This is a genomic window from Streptomyces toxytricini (assembly GCF_014649915.1).
In the GTDB taxonomy this organism is placed as follows: Bacteria; Actinomycetota; Actinomycetes; order Streptomycetales; family Streptomycetaceae; genus Streptomyces; species Streptomyces toxytricini.
The window spans coordinates 491,772-508,418 of record NZ_BMTY01000001.1 but is presented as its reverse complement, the minus strand read 5'-3'; the positions used below and the strand labels follow the sequence as shown (position 1 = coordinate 508,418).

Sequence of the window (16,647 nt, the reverse complement as noted above, 5' to 3'; positions counted from 1 at the left end):
TTCCGGTGTGGGTCGGCCTGTCAAGGGTGGCCGTCAGGCCATCGCGGAGCGACGCGACCGCAGGGAGCGCCCTTGACAGGCCGGCCCGCGCCGGAAGGACGATGGGCAGCCGGGAAGCCCCCAGTCACGACACCGACACCGTGTCGTCGGCTCCCGCCCCACCCGCGCCCCGCTCCCCCGTCCCCTTTCGCCGCGGCCGAGCCGCCGAAACACCCCTACGTGTCCCCCGGCGTCTCCTCGTCGCTGGCCTTGCGGGCGCGGGCGCCCGAGCGGGTGCGGGAGGCCGTTTGGGCGCGTTGCGGATGGCGGCGTACGTATTCGTGTTCCAGTTCGTTCATGCGCTGCGTGTGGGTGACCAGCGCGTCGTCCGAGCCGTGCAGCAGTGTTTCGTGGCGGGTGCGGTGGATCGCCTCCAGTTCCTTCAGGAGCCTGCCCTCCTCCAGCTCTCGCGCCGACGGGCCGCCGTCGTGTGCCGCCATGGCCGCACCACCTCCTGAATCGGCCGGTCCTTCCATCATCGCCCGTGGTGCCGTATTCGGCTGTGTGGGCGCGCTACCGCCCGCGCACGGCCCTCGCGCGGCACGTGCGGGCCACGTCGTCGGCGAAGAGGCGGGCCGGCGGGGACAGGGCCGACCAGCGGCGGACCGCCCAGCCGACCGGCAGTGGCGGCAGGCCCGGGATGGGGACCAGGCGCAGCGGGCCGTCCGTGCCGGGGACCTGCCAGCCGGGCAGGGCGGGGACGACGGCGTGGCCGAGGCCGAGCTCCGCGAGGAGCAGGGCCGTGTCCCAGTCGGCGACGCTGGTGTCCGAGCGGATGGTGACGGCGGCCCGGGCCAGCGCGGTGTCGAGGTGGGCGCGGGAGGTCGAGTTGTCCGGCAGCCGGATGTGGCGGATGCCCGCGAGGTCGGCGGGGGTGAGGTGGGGGCGGGCGGCGAGGGGGTCGTCGGCGCAGACGGCGAGCACCCACGGCAGCTCCATGACGGGCCGCTGCTCGACGCCGCGGACCGGGTCGCCGATCGTGATCCAGGCGAGGTCGAGGTCGTCGGCGGCGAGGGCGTCGAAGCAGCTGCGGCTGGAGTCGGCGGTCCGGAACTCCAGGGTGATGTGCGGGTGGCGGCGGCGGAAGCCGACGACCGCTTCCGACATGAAGTGCCGGACGGTCGTGGCGCCGGTGGTGATGCGCACCGAGCCGGCCTCCCCGCGGACGAGGTCGTCCAGGCGGCGCAGGGCGCCGTCGAGGCCGGCGATGCCGTCGGCGGCTGCCGCCAGGAGGATGCGGCCGGCTTCCGTGGGGGCGACTCCGCGGGCGTGGCGTTCCAGCAGGCTGGTGCCGGTCTCCCGTTCCAGGCGGCGGACGTGCTGGCTGACGGCGGACTGGGTGCGGTCGAGGTCGCGGGCGACGGCGCTGAGGCTGCCGGCCCGGCACACGGCGACGAAGACGCGGAGGTCGTCGAGGGTCATGCGGGGAGGGTAGCCGCTGCCCTTAGGTTGAGCTTGGGGGTGGGAAGGAATGTGGAGGATTGACTTGGGTCCGGGCGGGCGAGCAAGATCCTTCGTGGGGGGATTCAAGGGCGGCAACCCTGCCTCTGCATCCGGGGCAGGGGCGGGTGCCGACCCGTGAGGGAGGGGAGTCGGGGATGGGTGATCCGCGGGAAGAGCGGGCGCTGGTGCTGTTGCGCGGGCTCGGCGCGGAGCGGGTCGCGCATCCCGGGGGGACGCTGTTGGCGCACCTGGGGCGGGTCCGCGATCTGCTCGGCGCGTGGGGTGCGCGGCCCGAGCTGCGGCTCGTGGGCCTGTGCCACGCGGTGTACGGGACGGACGGCTTTCCGGCGGCGCTGCTGCCGCTCGGGCGGCGGGCCGTGGTGGCCGAGGCCGTCGGCCCGGAGGCGGAGCGCCTTGCGTACGTGTACGCGAGCTGCGACCGGGGGGTGTCGTATCCGGGGTTGGGCGCGGGGGGTGTCTTCCGGGACCGGTTCACCGGGGAGGAGCGCCGGCCGGGAGCGCAGGAGGTGCGGGATTTCGCCGAGCTGACCGCGGCCAACGAGCTGGACCTGGCGCGGACCGATCCGGTGTTCCGGGAAGCGTGGGGCGGGGAGCTGGCGGCGCTGTTCCGGCGGTGGGAGGGGCTGTTGAGCGAGCCGGCCCGGCGGGAGTGCCGGGCCGTGCTCGGCGGTTGAGCGGCGTCAGCGGGCGGGTGGAGCCGGGCGGCCGGTGAGGGTGATCTCGGCGGCGCTCGTCCACGGTCCGCGGCCGCCCGCTTCGGTCAGGGCCCGCAGCCGTACGTAGCGTCCCGTCGTGGCGGGGACGGCCGCGGTGTGGGCTGCGGGGGTGTCGGGGAAGGTGCCGGTCGCGACCGGTGGGCCCCAGGTCGCGGGGTCGTCGGAGACGTACAGCTCGTAGCGACCGATGCGGCCGTTGACGCCGCCGTCTTGGCGGGGCAACACGCCCAGGCCGTCCACGGTGTGGCGGGCGCCGAGGTCGACGGCGATGTCGTGCGGGAGCGGGGCGGATGCGGAGCCGGACCAGGCGGTGTGCCACATCGTGGCCGGGTCGCCGTCGAACGCGTTGGCGGCGGCGCCGTTCTCGGCGGCGGTCTCCTGGCTGTCCGCGGACAGCAGGCGCCAGTCGGCCTGCGGGAGCGGCGCGGAGGCCGCGGGGACCGGTTCGGCGGCCGGGACGGACGTGCCGGTCGCGGTGACGGTGAACGCGCCCGCCTTCCGGCCGGCCTTCACCCACAGGATGCCGCCGCGGTCGGCGGGGTCGTGGAACCAGCCCGTCGCGGCGGCGTCGTAGGCGGCCTTGGAGGCGTGGCGGGCCAGCGGGGCGCCGTCGAGGTCCACCCGGGCGGGCGCGGTCGGCACGTGGAGGGTGAACTCGTACCCCCGGGAGGCCGGCTTGCCCGTGTAGCTGCCGATCGGGGCGCCGACGGAGACGGTGACCGTCCCGGCGCCGGAGGCGGGGGCGGAGACGTCGACGCGCTGGCGGGCGTAGGCGCCGGACTGGTGGGCGCGGGTCAGGCCGTCGTCCTCGTACAGGTTGAACGACGAGGACCCGCGGGGGTGGATGTCGTAGGTGAGGACGGAGACGGGCTTCTCGCCCGTGTGGTTCATCTGCGGCCACATCGGCACGATCGCGCCGCCCTTGACGAACAGCGGGAGCGTGTCGAGCGGCGCCCGGTGGCCGTTCAGCCGGCCGGGGCCGGCGTACGTCTTCCCCGTCCAGTAGTCCGTCCACGTCCCGGCGGGCAGGTAGATCCCGTCACGGACGGCGGTGTCGGAGACGACGGGCGCGACGAGGAAGGAGTCGCCCGCCATGAACTGGCCGCTGGTGAGGTTGCCGCGGGCGACGGGGTCGTCGGGGTACTCCAGGACCATCGCGCGGGTGGCGGGGACGCCCGTCTCGTGGGCGGTGCGGCTCATCGTGTAGTGGTACGGCATCAGCCGCATCTTCAGTTGCAGGTAGCGGCGGTTGATCGACCGGTACGGCTCCTCGAACCGCCAGGGCTGCTTGTCCCGGTAGCCGGGCTCCGGATGGGTGGCGCCCCATCCCGACATGGTCATGAAGGCCGGGGTGAAGGACTTCCACTGCAGGTCGCGCACGTACGTCTGCGGGCTGCCGCCGAAGATGCCGTCGACGTCGCCGGCGGCGTAGTTGAGGGCCGACAGACCGGCGCCGGCGATGGCGGGGACGTGCCAGCGCATGTCGTCCCAGGTGCCGTGCGTGTCTCCGGTCCAGACGACGGCGTTGCGCTGGGTGCCGGCCCAGCCGTCCACGGTCCACACGAAGCGGCGGGCGTCGGAGTTCTTCTCGATGCCGTCGACGGCCTGCTGGACGCCCGCGAACGCGCTCTTGTAGCCGCCGCCGATCCAGGCCACGTCCGTCTTCACCGCGCGGGAGCCGGCGGCGACCTCCTCGGCGATGCGGGCCAACCCCGTCGATGTCCACAGGCCGGTGCGGAAGCCCTTCGCGGCGAGCGCGTCGACCGTCGCCTTCAGGGGTTCGGTGTAGCCGCAGCCGTAGCCGTCGTTGGGGAGGAACCAGCCGGAGGGCATGTCGGCGGCGCGGGCGTCCGCGGCGTAGCCGGCCACGTCCGGGGTGGTCTGGTGGCGCGGGCGGTCGTGGTCGCCCTGGTAGTCGGGGTTGGAGGCGTTGAAGCAGTCGGCGTTGCCCAGTTCCAGGCCCCAGATCGGGGCGAGGAACGGTTTGCCGCTGACGTCGGTGTAGCCGCCGAGGACCGCCTTGAGGGAGTCCCCGGTGAAGTACCAGGCGTCGAACCGCTTCTCGTCGTGCGCGAGGGCCGCCGGCGCGTGGAAGCCGTACGAGCCGGGGGCCCAGGTGTTGCGCATGGCGCCGTAGCCGTTGGTGGACATGTAGAACGGGGCCGGGCTCGCGTTGTCGTTCTCCCGCCACCGGTTGTCGACGGCCACCGGGACGGTCTTGCCGCGCAGCGCCCACTCGCCGAGGCGGAGCCCGGTGCCGTAGAACTGCTCGTCGGCGCCGCGGGAGAGGTACTGGGTGGTGCGGGTGGCGGTCCAGGAGGTGGGCCGGCTCTCCTCCCAGACGAGGGTGCGGTCGTCGGCCCGGTAGACGGAGAACTTCAGCGGCGACTTGTTGACGCGGATGTTCAGGGCGGGTGTGGTGATGCGGTAGTGGCCGCCCGCGTCGGTGACGGCGGCCTGGACGGGGCCGAAGTCGGTGGTCCGGGCCAGGTCCGAGCCGGCCGGGTCGTCGGTGAAGCGGCCGTCGGGCGAGAGCCAGAGGCGGAAGATGTCGGCGCGGGCCACGACCACCCTGGCTTTGGCACCGCTGGAGGAGGTGACGGTGAACGTGTTGCCGGAACGGGTGATGCCGGTGGCGTTGCCGGCCGTCGCGGGGGCCGGGGCGGCGGCTGCCGCGGCGGCCTGGCCGGCGACCGGCCCGGCGCCGGCGAGGCCCGCCACGGCGAGGAGTCCGGCGAGCAGCGCGGCCCGGGGGCTGCGCCGTCGCCTGCGCGGAATGGTGCGGACGCTGATCACTGTCATCGGGCAGCTCCTCGTGCGGTCCGTGTGGGCGGACACACCGATGTGGCATGCGCATGGCAACATAGCGCCCGGGCGAGATCACTTGAAGGAAGTTGCTCGAAGACGGCTGCATTCACGCAGCTTTGCGCACGGCGCGGACTCAATCCCGCCGTTCGCGGCTCATGTGAACGTGTGGACGACCTCGATGCGTCCGACGATGTGCGCGTTGAACTCCTCCAGCTCCTCGGCCGGAACCCACAGCTCCAGAATGGTGCGGCCGCCGGCCTGGCGGACGGGGTACCGGCTCAGGAAGGCGGAGCCGACCTCGAAGCGGGTGACGAAGCCGGCGCCGGAGTGCGGCACGTTCCAGTCGCGGGCGATCCGCACCGCGTACTCCTCGTTGAGCACGGGGTAGAAGAGGGGCTGGTCGGGCAGCCGGGGCGGCCAGCCGCGCCAGTCGAGCGCGCGGACCAGCTCCAGCTCCTCGGGGCCGGTGGGGCGCCAGAGGGTCGTCGTGGCCTGCCGCTCGGTCATGGAGCCGCTCTTTCCGTACGGGACGCGCCGCCCCGTGGCGGCCTGCCGGGACCCCGGACGCTACCGCCGCCGCACCCACGCTGACCAAGGGTTTTCCGGGTCCGGGGGGACGAGTGCCGCAGCCAGGGCGGCGTACAGCGGGGCCGCGTGGGCGGGGACCTCGCGGGCCGCCCAGTCCCGCACGAGGGCGAGGAAGGCGTGCAGCCGGTGTTCGACGTCGTCGAGCAGGCGGTGCAGTTCGGGCAGGGGCAGCTCGATGACGGGGCTCGCCGCGGAGTCGGTGTCGGCGGTGAGGCGGACGATGTCGCCGACGAGGCGGGCCCCCGGGGTCGGGGAGTGGCCGAACCAGACGGAGCAGGAATCGGATCCGGCGGCGAACTCCCGCCAGGTGCCCCATTCCTGGAGGCCGTGGCAGCAGCCCGGGTCCACGACCGCACCGGTCGTCGTGTCTGTGATCCGGACGCCTCCGGCGAGGTGGAGGTCCTCGCCGCCGGCGAGCAGGCCGCGCAGGAACGATCCGGCCGGGTCCCGGTCCGGGCTCGGGACCGGGGCCGCCTGCGTGCCGGCAAGGGGTTCCCCACCGGCTTCGGAGGCCTCCGCGTGGGCGTCGGCCAGGCAGGCCACCACGGCGCCGACCTCCGCGGGCGTGAGGCCCGCGCCGAGCGGCAGGAGGACGTACGGCTCCTCGGGGAAGGCGGCGGGCCAGAGGGAGAAGCCGTCGAGGCGGTGGAGTTCGAGGACGGGCCGGGCGGTGATCACCGCACCAGTCTGCGGCACGCCGGCGGCCGCCGGGCGGCGTCAGGGGCGGCGCGGTGCCGGCGGGCGGGGCGGCGTGACGGCCAGGACGGGCGCGGCCGGTGAAGTGTGCCGGTGGCCGCACGGGTCGAAGGCGAGCACCACCGGGCGGCCGGGCTGCTGCCGCCAGGAGATACGTTCCGGCAGGTGCGCGCACACGGGGCAGCGCGGCAGCGGGCCCGGCTCGGGCCCGCTCTCCGGGGCGCGCTCCGGGACCGCCGCGAGCGGCGGCACGGGGTGCGGATCGGGCATGGCGGCTCCTGGTCCCGGCGGACGTCGTGCAGGCACTGTGCCACGGACCGGCCCGCCGTGCACGGGCGGGTCCCCTGCCGCACCGGTCGGCGCGCGGCGCCCGCGCCCCCGGCCCCCGCCGGCCCCGGCTCGCACGCCGCGACGAGGGCATGGGCCCGGTCGTGGACCGCGAGCTCGGCGAAGACGCCGGTGACGTGGTTCCCCACGGTCGCCGGGCCCCGGCCCCCGCCGCGATCCCCGCGTCGTCCGGGCGGGCCGCGACCAGCCGGCAGATGTCCCGCTCGCGCGGCGTCAGCCCGGCGGCGTCCGCGGGCGCGGACGGGGCGGCTCCCGCGGCCCGCCCCGGAGGCGGGGGCGGGCGCAGGCGGCGACGAGCCGCATCGGCAGCCGCGGCGCGGCCGCCGCCTCCCCGGCGTGCAGGACGCGAACGGCCGGGAGCGGCGCCTCCGCGGGACGTCCTCGGGCAGGAAGCCGCACGCCTCGGAGCGGAGCGCGGCGACGACGTACTCGTCCGCGTCGGAGGTACCCAGGGCCGCCGTGGCGGCGCTGCCCGACCGTTCCCCCCGGCGGCCCTTGCGCCCGCGGCCGCGCACCGCTGCGCGCCCCGTCGCCGGCACGGGCCCTTCGGCGCGTCCCCGTGCCCGGGTGCCCGTACCCGCCGGCGTCGGCGGCGGCCCGGCGTCCCGAGGACGCGCCCGCGGCCCCGCACGAGAAGGGGGGCCGCGGGCGGTCGCGGGGTGGGCGGGCGGGGCGGCGTCAGGCGGTCGTGGTCGCCGCCTCGGCGACCTCCGGGTGTTCGGCGAGCCAGGCGCGGACCGCCTCCTGCTCCTTGCCCTTGCCGCCCGCCTGGATCTTCGCCTCCAGGCCGGTCAGCTGCTTCTCGTCCAGCTTGAACGAGCGCAGCCAGGCCGCCACTTCGGGTTCGTCCTCGGCGAAGCCCTTCCGGGCGAGGGTGTGGATGCCGTCGCCCCGGCCCCAGGCCTTGCGGGGGTCCTCCAGCTTGCGCAGGTCGTACGAGGCGTACGCCCAGTGCGGGGACCACAGGGTGACGACGACGGGCTCCTGCTTGGCCTGGGCGCGCTGGAGTTCGGCGAGCATGCCGGGCGTCGAGCCGTCGACGACCTCGTACTCGCCCTCCAGTCCGTACTCCTTCAGGACCCGCTCCTTGAGGATGCCCATCGCGCCCGCGCTGGGCTCGATGCCGATGATGCGGCCCTTGAACCGGTCGCCCTTGCCCTTGAGGTCGGCGAGGGAGCGGACGTCCTTCATGTAGGAGGGGACGGTCAGCTCGACGGAGGTCGGCCCGTACCAGGCGCCGAGGTCGTCGATCCGGTTCCCGTACTTCTCCCAGTACGAGGCCTGCGTCACGGGCAGCCAGGCGTCGGTCTGGAAGTCGACGCGTCCGCCGGCGAGGCCGGTGAAGAGCGCGCCGAGCTCCAGTTGGCGGGCTTCGACGCGGAAGCCGCGGCGCTCCAGCAGCTCCTTCCACAGGTAGGTGGAGGCGATGCCCTCGTCCCACGGGATGTAGCCGATGGTGAGGGTGCGGCCCTTGCCGGGGCCTGCGGCGGCCGCGGTGCCGGTCCCGGCTCCGCCGAAGGTGTGGAGTCCGCCGGCGAGGAGGGCCAGTACGGTCGCTGCGGTGACCGCGTACGCGGGCTGGGGGCGGTGCTGCCACAGGCGGGCGGCGCCGGTGGCGGCGGAGCGGGCGCGGGCGAGGGTGCGGCGGCCGGTCGGGGAGACCTGGCGGCCGAGGGCGGCGGTCATCCGGTCCAGGTACATGGCGAGGATGACGATGGAGAGGCCGGCCTCGAAGCCGAGGCCGATGTCGACGTTGCCGATGGCCTTGTAGACGGCGCCGCCGAGGCCGCCGCCGCCGACCATGCCGGCGATGACCACCATGGACAGGCCGAGCATGATGACCTGGTTGACGCCGGCCATGACGGTGGGCAGGGCGAGCGGCAGCTGGACCCGCAGGAGCGTCTTCCGCGGGGTGGTGCCGAAGGCGTCGGCGGCTTCGACGAGTTCGGGGTCGACCTGGCGGATGCCGAGTTCGGTCATGCGGACGCCGGGCGGCAGCGCGAAGACGATGGTGGCGATGATGCCGGGGACCACGCCGATGCCGAAGAAGACCACGCCCGGAATGAGGTAGACCATCGCGGGCATGGTCTGCATGAAGTCCAGGACGGGCCGCAGGGCGGCGCCGAGCCGCGGGGAGCGGGCCGCCTGGATGCCGATCGGGACGGCGATGACGAGGGTGGCCAGGGTGGCGACGAGGACCAGGGACAGGGTGGCCATGGCGTCGCCCCACAGGCCGACGGAGTCGACGAGGGCGAGGCCGGCGAAGGCGAGCACGGCGGCGAGGAGGCCGCGCAGCCACCAGGCGGCCACGGCGAGGAGGCCGGCGAGCAGCAGCGGGGCCGGGGCGGACAGGACGGCGTGGATGCCGTCGTAGAGGCCGGTGACGACGGCGCTGACGGCGTCGAAGAGCCAGGACAGGTGCCGCTGGAGGAAGTCGACGGCGGAGTCGGCCCAGGCGCCGGGGTTCAGACGGGGCATCAGGCGGCCGCCTCCTCACAGCGCACGGGGGCCCGGTGTTCGTCGCCGATGAAGGCGACGAGCCGGTCCTGCGCGACGGTGCCGACGACGACGCCGTCGGTGCCGGTCACGGCGACGGGGTGCGGGACGCGGGCGCTGACGGCGCACAGGTCGGCGAGCGGGGTGTCGGCGGTGACGGTCGGGCAGCCGCAGGAGCAGCCGGCGCCGGTGTCGGGGCCGGTCATGACGGCGTCGGCGGTCAGCACGCGGGAGCGGTCGACGTCCTGGACGAACGAGGCGACGTAGTCGTCGGCGGGGCGGGTGAGGATGTCCTCGGCGGTGCCCTGCTGGACGATGCGGCCGTCGCGCATGACGGCGATGCCGTCGCCGAGGCGCATGGCCTCGTTGAGGTCGTGCGTGATGAAGACGATGGTCTTGCCGAGGGTCTTCTGCAGTTCGAGCAGCTGGTCCTGCATGTCGCGGCGGATCAGCGGGTCGAGGGCGCTGAAGGACTCGTCCATCAGCAGCAGGTCGGCGTCGGTGGCGAGGGCGCGGGCGAGGCCGACGCGCTGCTGCATGCCGCCGGACAGCTCGTCCGGCCAGGAGTCCTGCCAGCCGGAGAGCCCGCAGAGTTCCAGGGCTTCGGCGGCGCGGCGCTCGCGGTCGGCGCGGTCGACTCCCTGGACCTCCAGGCCGTAGGCGGCGTTCTCCAGGACGCTGCGGTGCGGGAAGAGCGCGAAGTGCTGGAAGACCATGCTGATCTTCGTGGAGCGGACGTGGCGCAGCTCCCGGCGGGAGAGCGCGGTGAGGTCGCGGCCGTCGAAGAGGATGCGCCCCTCGGTGGGTTCGAGCAGTCCGTTGAGCATGCGGAGCAGGGTGGACTTGCCCGATCCCGACAGGCCCATGATGACGAAGATCTCGCCGGGCTCGACGCGGAAGGAGGCGTCGATCACGGCGGCCGTCACTCCGTCGGCGCGCAGCTCCTCGCGGCTCGCGCCGTCTCGGAGCGCGCGGACCGCCGCGCCGGGTCGTCTTCCGAACACCTTGTAGACGTGTTCGGCCTGCAGCGTGGACACATGCACCTCACGGGTCGTACGGGTACGGCCCGTGCCGGCGCGGGGGTGGGTGCGGGGCGGGCCGTGGAGCGGTGCGGGATCCGCCCGCCCCCTGCCGCCGGCCGTGCCGCGGCCGGCGGAGGGGTGCGCTCCGGTAGCCCCGCTGCCCGGCGCGAACCAGGGCAAACGCCCTGGTGACCCACCTCACGCGGACGGGCGGCGCACGGTGTGGCGAAGATCACCAACGGTCCGTGCCGATGTGATCCCGGCCACATTCCGGACGGTGCAGCGGTGGCGTCAGCCGCGGGCGGCGCCGTCCTCTGCGGGGTCGGCCAGCATGGAGGCGCGCAGGTGGGCGAGGACGCGCGTCAGCAGCCGCGACACCTGCATCTGGGAGATGCCGAGGGCGGCGCCGATCTGCGCCTGCGTGAGCTCGTCACCGAAGCGGAGCTGGAGCATGCGGCGCTCGCGGGCGCTGAGCCGCTCCAGCAGGGGCGCGAGGGTCTGGATGTCCTCGACGCGCTCCAGGGCGGGCTCCTCGGCACCGATGACGTCGGCGAGGGTCTGGCCCTCGGCGGGGTCGCCGCCGGATTCGCTGAAGGCGGGCTGCGGGGCGTCGAGGGAGCCGCTGGTGTGGCCGTTGGCGGCGAAGAGGCCCTCGACCACCTCCTCCTCGGTGAGGTCGAGGTGCGCGGCGAGGTCGGCGACGGTGGGCGAGCGGTCGAGGGTGCCGGTCAGCTCCTCCTTCGCCTTGGCGATGTCGATGCGCAGCTCCTGGAGGCGGCGCGGGACGCGCACGGCCCAGGTGGTGTCGCGGAAGTGCCGCTTGATCTCGCCGGTGATGTACGGCATGGCGAGGGTGGCGAACTCGTTCTCGCGGGAGGGGTCGTAGCGGTCGATCGCCTTGATGAGGCCGATCGTGCCCACCTGGACGAGGTCCTCGATGTCGTCCGCCTCGGCCCGGCCGCGGAAGCGGCGGACGGCGTACTGCACGAGGGAGGCGTTCATCTCGATGAGCGTGTTGCGGACGTACCGCCGCTCCGGCGTGCCCTCTTCGAGCTCTTGGAGCCGCCTGAAGAAGACCCGGGACAGCTCGCGCGCGTCGGCCGGTGCCACCTCCCTCGGCTCCTCGATCCACGGCAGGTCCGCGATCCCGGACGCCGCGGAGGCGGGGCGGGGGCGGGGCACTGCGGCGGTTTCGGCGGCGGGCGTGTGGGCAGGGGCTCGCATGGGGTTGCGCTCCTTGGGCTTGTCGGCTTGCGGCGCGTGACCTTGACTTTCGACCCGATGTTTGTCGCTCCACCTGGGGTACGTCAAGATTTGCCGGTTATGCACGGCCGGGTTATACACGCGCGTGCGTTCGGGCGCGGACCCGCCGGCGGATGCGGGCCGGGCGCGGATGCGGCGTGTGCCGACAGGTGCGTGCCGACGGGTGGGGCGCGTCGGCATGCGGCGGTACGGGTCGCGGGGGCCGGGGATCCGGCGGGTGCCGGGGCCTCGCGTACGGTGCGGCGGCCCTCCGGCGGCGGCGGCCGGCGGGCGGCGTGTCAGCTGACCTGGAAGCCGCTGACCGCCCGGTCGCGGTGGAAGGTCAGCCGGTCCCAGGTGGGGAAGGAGAGGTCGGTCACGGCGAGGAGCCGGCCGGCGTCGTCGTGCAGGGTGCGGCGCACGGACAGGCCGCCGGCGGCGGCCGCGGACACGGGGCGGCTGCTGCGGGTCATGGTGATGGTCTCGGCGACGCGCCCCTCCCGGGCGGCGCGGTCGAGCCAGCGGTCGAGGGGTCCGGGGTCCTCGTCCCGCACGGCCGCGGCGCGGCGGTAGGCGGCCAGCTCGGGTGCCTCGGCCACGGCGCGGGGGCAGATGTAGGTGACGGCGTGCTGGAGGGTCTGCCCGGCGGGGCCGCGCTCGCGGCGGTGGTGGACCAGGGTCCGTTCGCCGCCGCGCATGCCGAGCAGCGCGGCCAGGGAGGGTGGGACGGTGACGCGGGCGAGCCAGCTCTGCACCAGTACGGCGTCGGGCGGCCCGCCGGCGTCGGGCGCCACCGCGGGCGGGGCCGGGGCGGGTGCCGCGGCCGGGGCCGGGCCGGGGCCGGCCGAGCGGGTGCCGCGGCGCTCGGTGACGATCAGGCCGTCGTCGCGCAGCTGCTGCAGCGCGGCGCGGACGGTCTGCCGGTTGACGCGGTACCGGGCGGCCAGGGTGCGCTCGGAGGGGAGTCTGCCTCCGGGGCCGTGGGCGGCGTCCCGGAGCTCCTGCCGCAGCGCCGCGGCGATCCGCTGGTACTTGGGTACGGCGGCCGGGCCGCCGACCCGCGGGGACGAGGACATGGCTTCTCCTCTGACGGTCGGTCAAGGATTGCGCGGTCTCCACCAACGTAGCATTGGTCTATACCTCTCGGTGAGACAGGAGGGTGGCCCTCCCTCCACCTTGGCCGGATTCTTTCCCGCCGCCCGGGGCCGTCCTACTCCTCCGCGTCCGCCAGCAGGGGGTTCGGCAGCGGGATGTACCGCGCGTCCGCGCCGTCGGCTCGGGTCCACCGCAGCAGCAGGTTCGTCTTCGCCGGCAGGGACGGCGCCGTCAGCAGCTCCGCCGCCTCGGGCAGGTCCCGTTCGGCCGCGTGCCGCCGGAACTCCTCGCGCACCGCCGGCCACACCGCCCCGGCGGCCCGGGGGTGGGCTTCGGCGAGCGCCGCCCCCACGCCGCCAAGGTGGTTGACGACCAGGCAGTACACCAGCCGCTGCCAGGCCGCCGCGCGGTCACCGTGCGCCGGCAGCTTCACGCCCTCCGCGTCGCGGAACAGTGCCTGGACGGGCGTGCCCCGGACGTCGAACGCCACCACGGTGTTCTGCGCGTGTGCCTCCAGCACGACGCCGTGCCGGGCGAACAGCTCGAGCGCCGGCGGCACGACATGGCGCAGATACGCCCGCCACCAGGCCTCCGGGTCGGCCGCGGCGGCCAGCGGGCTGCCCTCGTACCCCTCGGCGAGTGCCGCCGCCAGCACCGGCGTGGCGCCCGGCACGAGGTGCTGCCGCAGCCCGTCGCGGACCAGCACCGCCAGCTCCTCGAAGGCGAACGCCGCGGTGCGGTAGCCGCGGTCGGACAGCCAGGCCGCCGGCGAACCGGCCCGGCGCAGCGCCTCGAAGCCGGCCCGGGCGGCCTCGTCCGTACGGCGCAGCTTCACCAGGTCGTGCCGCCACAGCCGGCGGACGTCGTTGGTGATCCGCACGTCGAGGCTGAACTTCACGAACAGGTCGCCGCGCCCGCCGCCGGACCCGCCGCCCCCGGGCACGTACAGGGTGCGGACCGAGGCGGTCGGCCAGGCCGGCAGGCGGCTCTCGCCCAGCCGCAGCAGCCGCCCGTCGGCGAACGCCGCCCGTACCGCCGGGGACCCCGAGACCAGCTCCAGCTGCCACGGATGGGCGGGCAGCAGCCGGTAGCCGGCGGGCGGGCGCGGTCCGTCCAGGAGGCCGGCCAGCGCATCGACCGCGTCGGCCGCGGCCGCCCCGCCCTCCTCGGCGGCCTGGTCCTCGCGCAGTCCGAGGAAGGCCAGCGGGAACCGGCCGTGCGCCTCCGGCGCGTACGCCAGCCAGCGCGCCGCGGGCGCCCCGCCGCGGGCCTTGGGAGCCGGGTGGTGGGGGTGGCCCATCACGAGGGCCTGCTCGGAGCGGACGTACGCGTCCTGCGGCGGCTCGGCGGCCCGGCGGGCGGCCAGCAGCGCGGCCACGGCGGCCCGGCTGTCCGCGATCTCGACGGGCAGCTCGTCGTTCGGAACGCCCGTGTACCGGTACAGCTCGTCGGCGGTGAGCTTCACCAGCTCGCTGTGGGTGAGGGGGCGCCACCCGTCCGGGGTGCGCAGCTCGGGCCGCTCGGGCCGGCGTCCGCCGCGGACCCGCAGCAGCCGCCCGGTGGCCCGCAGCCGGTGGACGCCTCCGCCCTCGGGGTCGGCCGCCTCCCTGAGCAGGCAGTTGAGCAGGGGTGCGGCGGCGAGTTCGTCGGCTGCGGCGTTGAGGTCCACGGATTCCATTCGGGTCCATCCTGTGTGCCGGAGGTCCGCTGCGCGCGTCCCCGGCCGTGATCTTCAGTATCCGCGATGATGACGTGATCACCACAACGTCCCGTGAGAGGAACAGGGTGTCGCACCCCAGCATGAACCTCCCCGACTCCCCGGCCGAGGAGGCCGTCTCCGCCGAACTGGCCGAGGTGCGCCCTGCACTGGCAGCCGCGTACGGGGCGGCGCTCGGCGGCGCCCGGGCCGCCGTGCTGACCCGGCTCTGGCGGGCACTGGCGTTCGAGCCGCTGCCGTGGGTGGTGCGCCGCGAGCGGGGCCCCGGCGGCACGTCCGTCCTCCTGGTCGACGGGCGGCGCCTGGAGGGGCCGCCGGCCGACCCGTACGCCACCGCACCGCACGTCACCGGGCTCCGCCTCGACGGGACGGTGTTCTCGCAGGCGGGACGGCTCGTGAGGGCGCTGGGCGTGCCGCACGGCGAGGCGTTCGCCGCGGAGCTGGACGACAGCACGGCCTCGCTGGCGCTGTCCCTGGCCGGCCGGCCCGAAGGGCCCGAGGAGGCGCCGGCGTCCGCCTGGGAGTGGGAGCAGCGGATCGTCGACGGCCACCCCTACCACCCCAACTGCCGCTCCCGACCCGGTTTCACGGTGGCCGAGCAGCTGGCGTACGCGCCGGAGCACCGGCCGGTGGTCGAGCTCGCAGGGGTGTCCGTGCCGGCTTCGGAATGCCTGGTCACGGGCGCGTGGCCGGCGGAGTTGCGCCAGGGCGGCCGGATCCTGCTGCCCGTGCACCCGTGGCAGGCCGAGCACGTCCTGAAGCAGGCGGACCGGGTCCCGCTGCCCGGAGCCGCGGCGCACCCGCTGATGGCCCTGCGCACCCTGAGCCCGGTCGGCGGCGGGGCGCACGTCAAGACCGCGCTGAGCACCCGCCTCACCTCCTCCGTCCGGGACATCTCCCGCTACTCGGTGGAGACGGCCGCCGCGGTGTCGGCGTTCGCCCAGGAGCTCGCCGGGCGGCTGGACGGGCGGCTGCACTTCACCCGGACGCTCGCCGCAGCCACCGCCCACGGCCCGGACCTGGCCGCGGTGCTGCGCGAGCCCCCGGAGGCGTACGCGGACGCCGCGGCCGGCGAGCAGGTCGTGCCGGTCGCGGCGCTGACCCTCGCCCCGTTCGCCCGATCGGCGGACTGGCAGGCCGGGTTCGCGCGCCTCGCGCTGCCGGTGTGCCTGCGGGTGCTGGAGCTGGGGGTGGCCCTGGAGGCGCACGGGCAGAACCTGCTCGTCGTCCTCTCCCCCGGCGGGGAGCCGCTGCGGCTGGTCTACCGGGACCTCGCCGACGTGCGGATCAGCCCGGCCCGGCTCGCCCGGCACGGCCTCGCGGCGCCGCCGGTCACGGGCCGGCTGGTCACCGACGACCCGGTGGCGCTGCGCCGGAAACTGTTCGGCTCCCTCGTCGCGGGCGCCCTGGCGGCGACCGCCGGCTCGGCGGAGGCCCTCGGCCGGCTTCTGGCCGCGGCGGCACCGGAGCTGCCCGCCACGGACGACACGGCGGCGCTGCTGGCGGACCCCCTGCCGGCGAAGGCCCTCACCCTGATGCGGCTGAGCCCGGAAGTCCCGGGCGACCAGTGGACGGCCCTCGACAACCCCCTTGAGGGGGGTGAGCGCGCAGTCCGGGCGGGCTAGTCTCCGGGGGCATGAGCGAGACCGCGTACCTGAGCTCCGTACGGGCGTCCTACGACGCCGTCGCCGTCGACTGCGCCCGGCTGCTCGGGACGGCCCTGGAAGGCAGACCGCTCGACCGGGCCCTGCTCGCGGCGTTCGCAGAATCGGTACGGTCCGGGGCGCCGCGGGGGGCGGCGGGCCCGGCCGTCGCGGACCTCGGCTGCGGGCCGGGCCGGATCACGGCGCACCTCAACCGGCTCGGCGTACGGGCGTTCGGCGTGGACCTCTCGCCCGCCATGGTGGCGGTGGCCCGGCGGAGCCACCCGGGGCTGCGGTTCGAGGTGGGCGCCATGGGCGCCCTGGACGTGGCGGACGGCGCCCTCGGCGGAGCCGTGGCCTGGAACTCCACCATGCACACTCCGCCGGATGAACTCCCGCCCCTGTTCGAGGAGTTCGCGCGGGTCCTGGCGCCCGGCGGGCACCTGCTGATCGCCTTCGAGGCGGGCGAGGGCCGGGTGCGCCTCGACCGCGCCTACGGGCACGCCGTCGACCTGACCGTCCACCGGATGCCGCCGGACCGGGTCGCCGAACTGCTGTCCGGGGCCGGGCTCGCGGAGTCGGCCCGCCTCGTCCGGCAGCCCGAGGCCGGCGAGGACTGCCCCCAGGGCTTCCTCCTGACCCGCAAGGCCTACCCCGCCGCTTGAGGAGCCCCGCCGGGAGGTGCCGGCACACGTGCGCCGTCCCGCGCCGCGCCTCGCCGCGCTGTCGGGCCGCCCGCACGCCCCCGTACGCGGACGACGCTCAGCCCTGCC

At 75.4% G+C, this 16,647-nt stretch carries 14 protein-coding genes; 3 read left to right on the top strand and 11 right to left on the bottom strand.

The features are described from left to right. Positions 1-215: 215 nt before the first annotated feature. Positions 216-479, bottom strand: coding sequence for a DUF6158 family protein (locus tag IE170_RS02200; RefSeq protein ID WP_189807555.1), 264 nt, complete (start codon positions 477-479; stop codon positions 216-218). A 73-nt stretch (positions 480-552) separates the two neighbouring features. Further along, positions 553-1,461, bottom strand: a complete 909-nt coding sequence (locus tag IE170_RS02195; RefSeq protein WP_189807554.1) for a LysR family transcriptional regulator — start codon at positions 1,459-1,461, stop codon at positions 553-555. Between the two features lie 176 nt (positions 1,462-1,637). Here IE170_RS02195 and IE170_RS02190 point away from each other — a divergent pair, with 176 nt between their 5' ends. After that, entirely contained in the window at positions 1,638-2,177 is a 540-nt protein-coding gene (locus tag IE170_RS02190) for a DUF6817 domain-containing protein (RefSeq protein ID WP_189807553.1), read from the top strand. A gap of 6 nt (positions 2,178-2,183) precedes the next feature. On the opposite strand, the gene IE170_RS02185 is transcribed toward IE170_RS02190, so the two are convergent. The 9 genes from IE170_RS02185 to IE170_RS02145 form a co-directional block, all read right to left on the bottom strand. Continuing rightward, positions 2,184-5,021 carry a TIM-barrel domain-containing protein gene (locus IE170_RS02185; protein ID WP_189807552.1) on the bottom strand — a complete coding sequence of 946 codons (2,838 nt, stop codon included), beginning with the start codon at positions 5,019-5,021 and terminating at the stop codon, positions 2,184-2,186. Positions 5,022-5,180: 159 nt separating this feature from the next. Beyond that, on the bottom strand, positions 5,181-5,534 hold the full coding sequence (locus IE170_RS02180; protein ID WP_189807551.1) for a hypothetical protein: 354 nt from the start codon (positions 5,532-5,534) through the stop codon (positions 5,181-5,183). 60 nt (positions 5,535-5,594) lie between these two features. Continuing rightward, the gene (locus IE170_RS02175) at positions 5,595-6,293 is read right to left on the bottom strand and encodes a hypothetical protein (RefSeq protein ID WP_189807550.1); all 699 of its coding nucleotides are present in this window, start codon (positions 6,291-6,293) and stop codon (positions 5,595-5,597) included. A 39-nt stretch (positions 6,294-6,332) separates the two neighbouring features. Beyond that, positions 6,333-6,581 (bottom strand): hypothetical protein, encoded by a 249-nt coding sequence (locus tag IE170_RS02170; protein WP_189807549.1) that lies wholly within the window; start codon positions 6,579-6,581, stop codon positions 6,333-6,335. A 756-nt stretch (positions 6,582-7,337) separates the two neighbouring features. Further along, positions 7,338-9,137 carry an ABC transporter permease/substrate binding protein gene (locus IE170_RS02165; protein ID WP_189807548.1) on the bottom strand — a complete coding sequence of 600 codons (1,800 nt, stop codon included), beginning with the start codon at positions 9,135-9,137 and terminating at the stop codon, positions 7,338-7,340. After that, a complete protein-coding gene (locus tag IE170_RS02160) occupies positions 9,137-10,192 on the bottom strand; it encodes a quaternary amine ABC transporter ATP-binding protein (protein ID WP_189807547.1) in 1,056 nt (351 codons plus the stop codon). Before IE170_RS02160 ends, IE170_RS02165 begins: the two co-directional genes overlap by 1 nt. A 276-nt stretch (positions 10,193-10,468) precedes the next feature. Further along, positions 10,469-11,401: a SigB/SigF/SigG family RNA polymerase sigma factor gene (locus IE170_RS02155; RefSeq protein WP_189807546.1), complete on the bottom strand. Its 933-nt coding sequence runs from the start codon at positions 11,399-11,401 to the stop codon at positions 10,469-10,471. Positions 11,402-11,718: 317 nt separating this feature from the next. Next, a complete protein-coding gene (locus IE170_RS02150; RefSeq protein ID WP_189807545.1) occupies positions 11,719-12,495 on the bottom strand; it encodes a GntR family transcriptional regulator in 777 nt (258 codons plus the stop codon). A gap of 134 nt (positions 12,496-12,629) precedes the next feature. After that, on the bottom strand, positions 12,630-14,192 hold the full coding sequence (locus IE170_RS02145; protein ID WP_189807544.1) for an IucA/IucC family protein: 1,563 nt from the start codon (positions 14,190-14,192) through the stop codon (positions 12,630-12,632). Positions 14,193-14,314: 122 nt separating this feature from the next. Here IE170_RS02145 and IE170_RS02140 point away from each other — a divergent pair, with 122 nt between their 5' ends. Further along, the gene (locus IE170_RS02140; protein WP_189807543.1) at positions 14,315-15,856 is read left to right on the top strand and encodes an IucA/IucC family protein; all 1,542 of its coding nucleotides are present in this window, start codon (positions 14,315-14,317) and stop codon (positions 15,854-15,856) included. A gap of 11 nt (positions 15,857-15,867) precedes the next feature. Beyond that, the gene (locus IE170_RS02135; protein ID WP_189807542.1) at positions 15,868-16,539 is read left to right on the top strand and encodes a class I SAM-dependent DNA methyltransferase; all 672 of its coding nucleotides are present in this window, start codon (positions 15,868-15,870) and stop codon (positions 16,537-16,539) included. The last annotated feature ends 108 nt before the right edge of the window (positions 16,540-16,647 follow it).

Excerpts from the sequence above, each read along its gene's own strand:
- IE170_RS02200 (WP_189807555.1), bottom strand. The coding sequence starts at position 479 with ATGGCGGCACACGACGGCGGCCCGTCGGCGCGAGAGCTGGAGGAGGGC.
- IE170_RS02195 (WP_189807554.1), bottom strand. The coding sequence starts at position 1,461 with ATGACCCTCGACGACCTCCGCGTCTTCGTCGCCGTGTGCCGGGCCGGC.
- IE170_RS02190 (WP_189807553.1), top strand. The coding sequence starts at position 1,638 with ATGGGTGATCCGCGGGAAGAGCGGGCGCTGGTGCTGTTGCGCGGGCTC.
- IE170_RS02185 (WP_189807552.1), bottom strand. The coding sequence starts at position 5,021 with ATGACAGTGATCAGCGTCCGCACCATTCCGCGCAGGCGACGGCGCAGC.
- IE170_RS02180 (WP_189807551.1), bottom strand. The coding sequence starts at position 5,534 with ATGACCGAGCGGCAGGCCACGACGACCCTCTGGCGCCCCACCGGCCCC.
- IE170_RS02170 (WP_189807549.1), bottom strand. The coding sequence starts at position 6,581 with ATGCCCGATCCGCACCCCGTGCCGCCGCTCGCGGCGGTCCCGGAGCGC.
- IE170_RS02165 (WP_189807548.1), bottom strand. The coding sequence starts at position 9,137 with ATGCCCCGTCTGAACCCCGGCGCCTGGGCCGACTCCGCCGTCGACTTC.
- IE170_RS02155 (WP_189807546.1), bottom strand. The coding sequence starts at position 11,401 with ATGCGAGCCCCTGCCCACACGCCCGCCGCCGAAACCGCCGCAGTGCCC.
- IE170_RS02150 (WP_189807545.1), bottom strand. The coding sequence starts at position 12,495 with ATGTCCTCGTCCCCGCGGGTCGGCGGCCCGGCCGCCGTACCCAAGTAC.
- IE170_RS02145 (WP_189807544.1), bottom strand. The coding sequence starts at position 14,192 with ATGGAATCCGTGGACCTCAACGCCGCAGCCGACGAACTCGCCGCCGCA.
- IE170_RS02140 (WP_189807543.1), top strand. The coding sequence starts at position 14,315 with ATGAACCTCCCCGACTCCCCGGCCGAGGAGGCCGTCTCCGCCGAACTG.
- IE170_RS02135 (WP_189807542.1), top strand. The coding sequence starts at position 15,868 with ATGAGCGAGACCGCGTACCTGAGCTCCGTACGGGCGTCCTACGACGCC.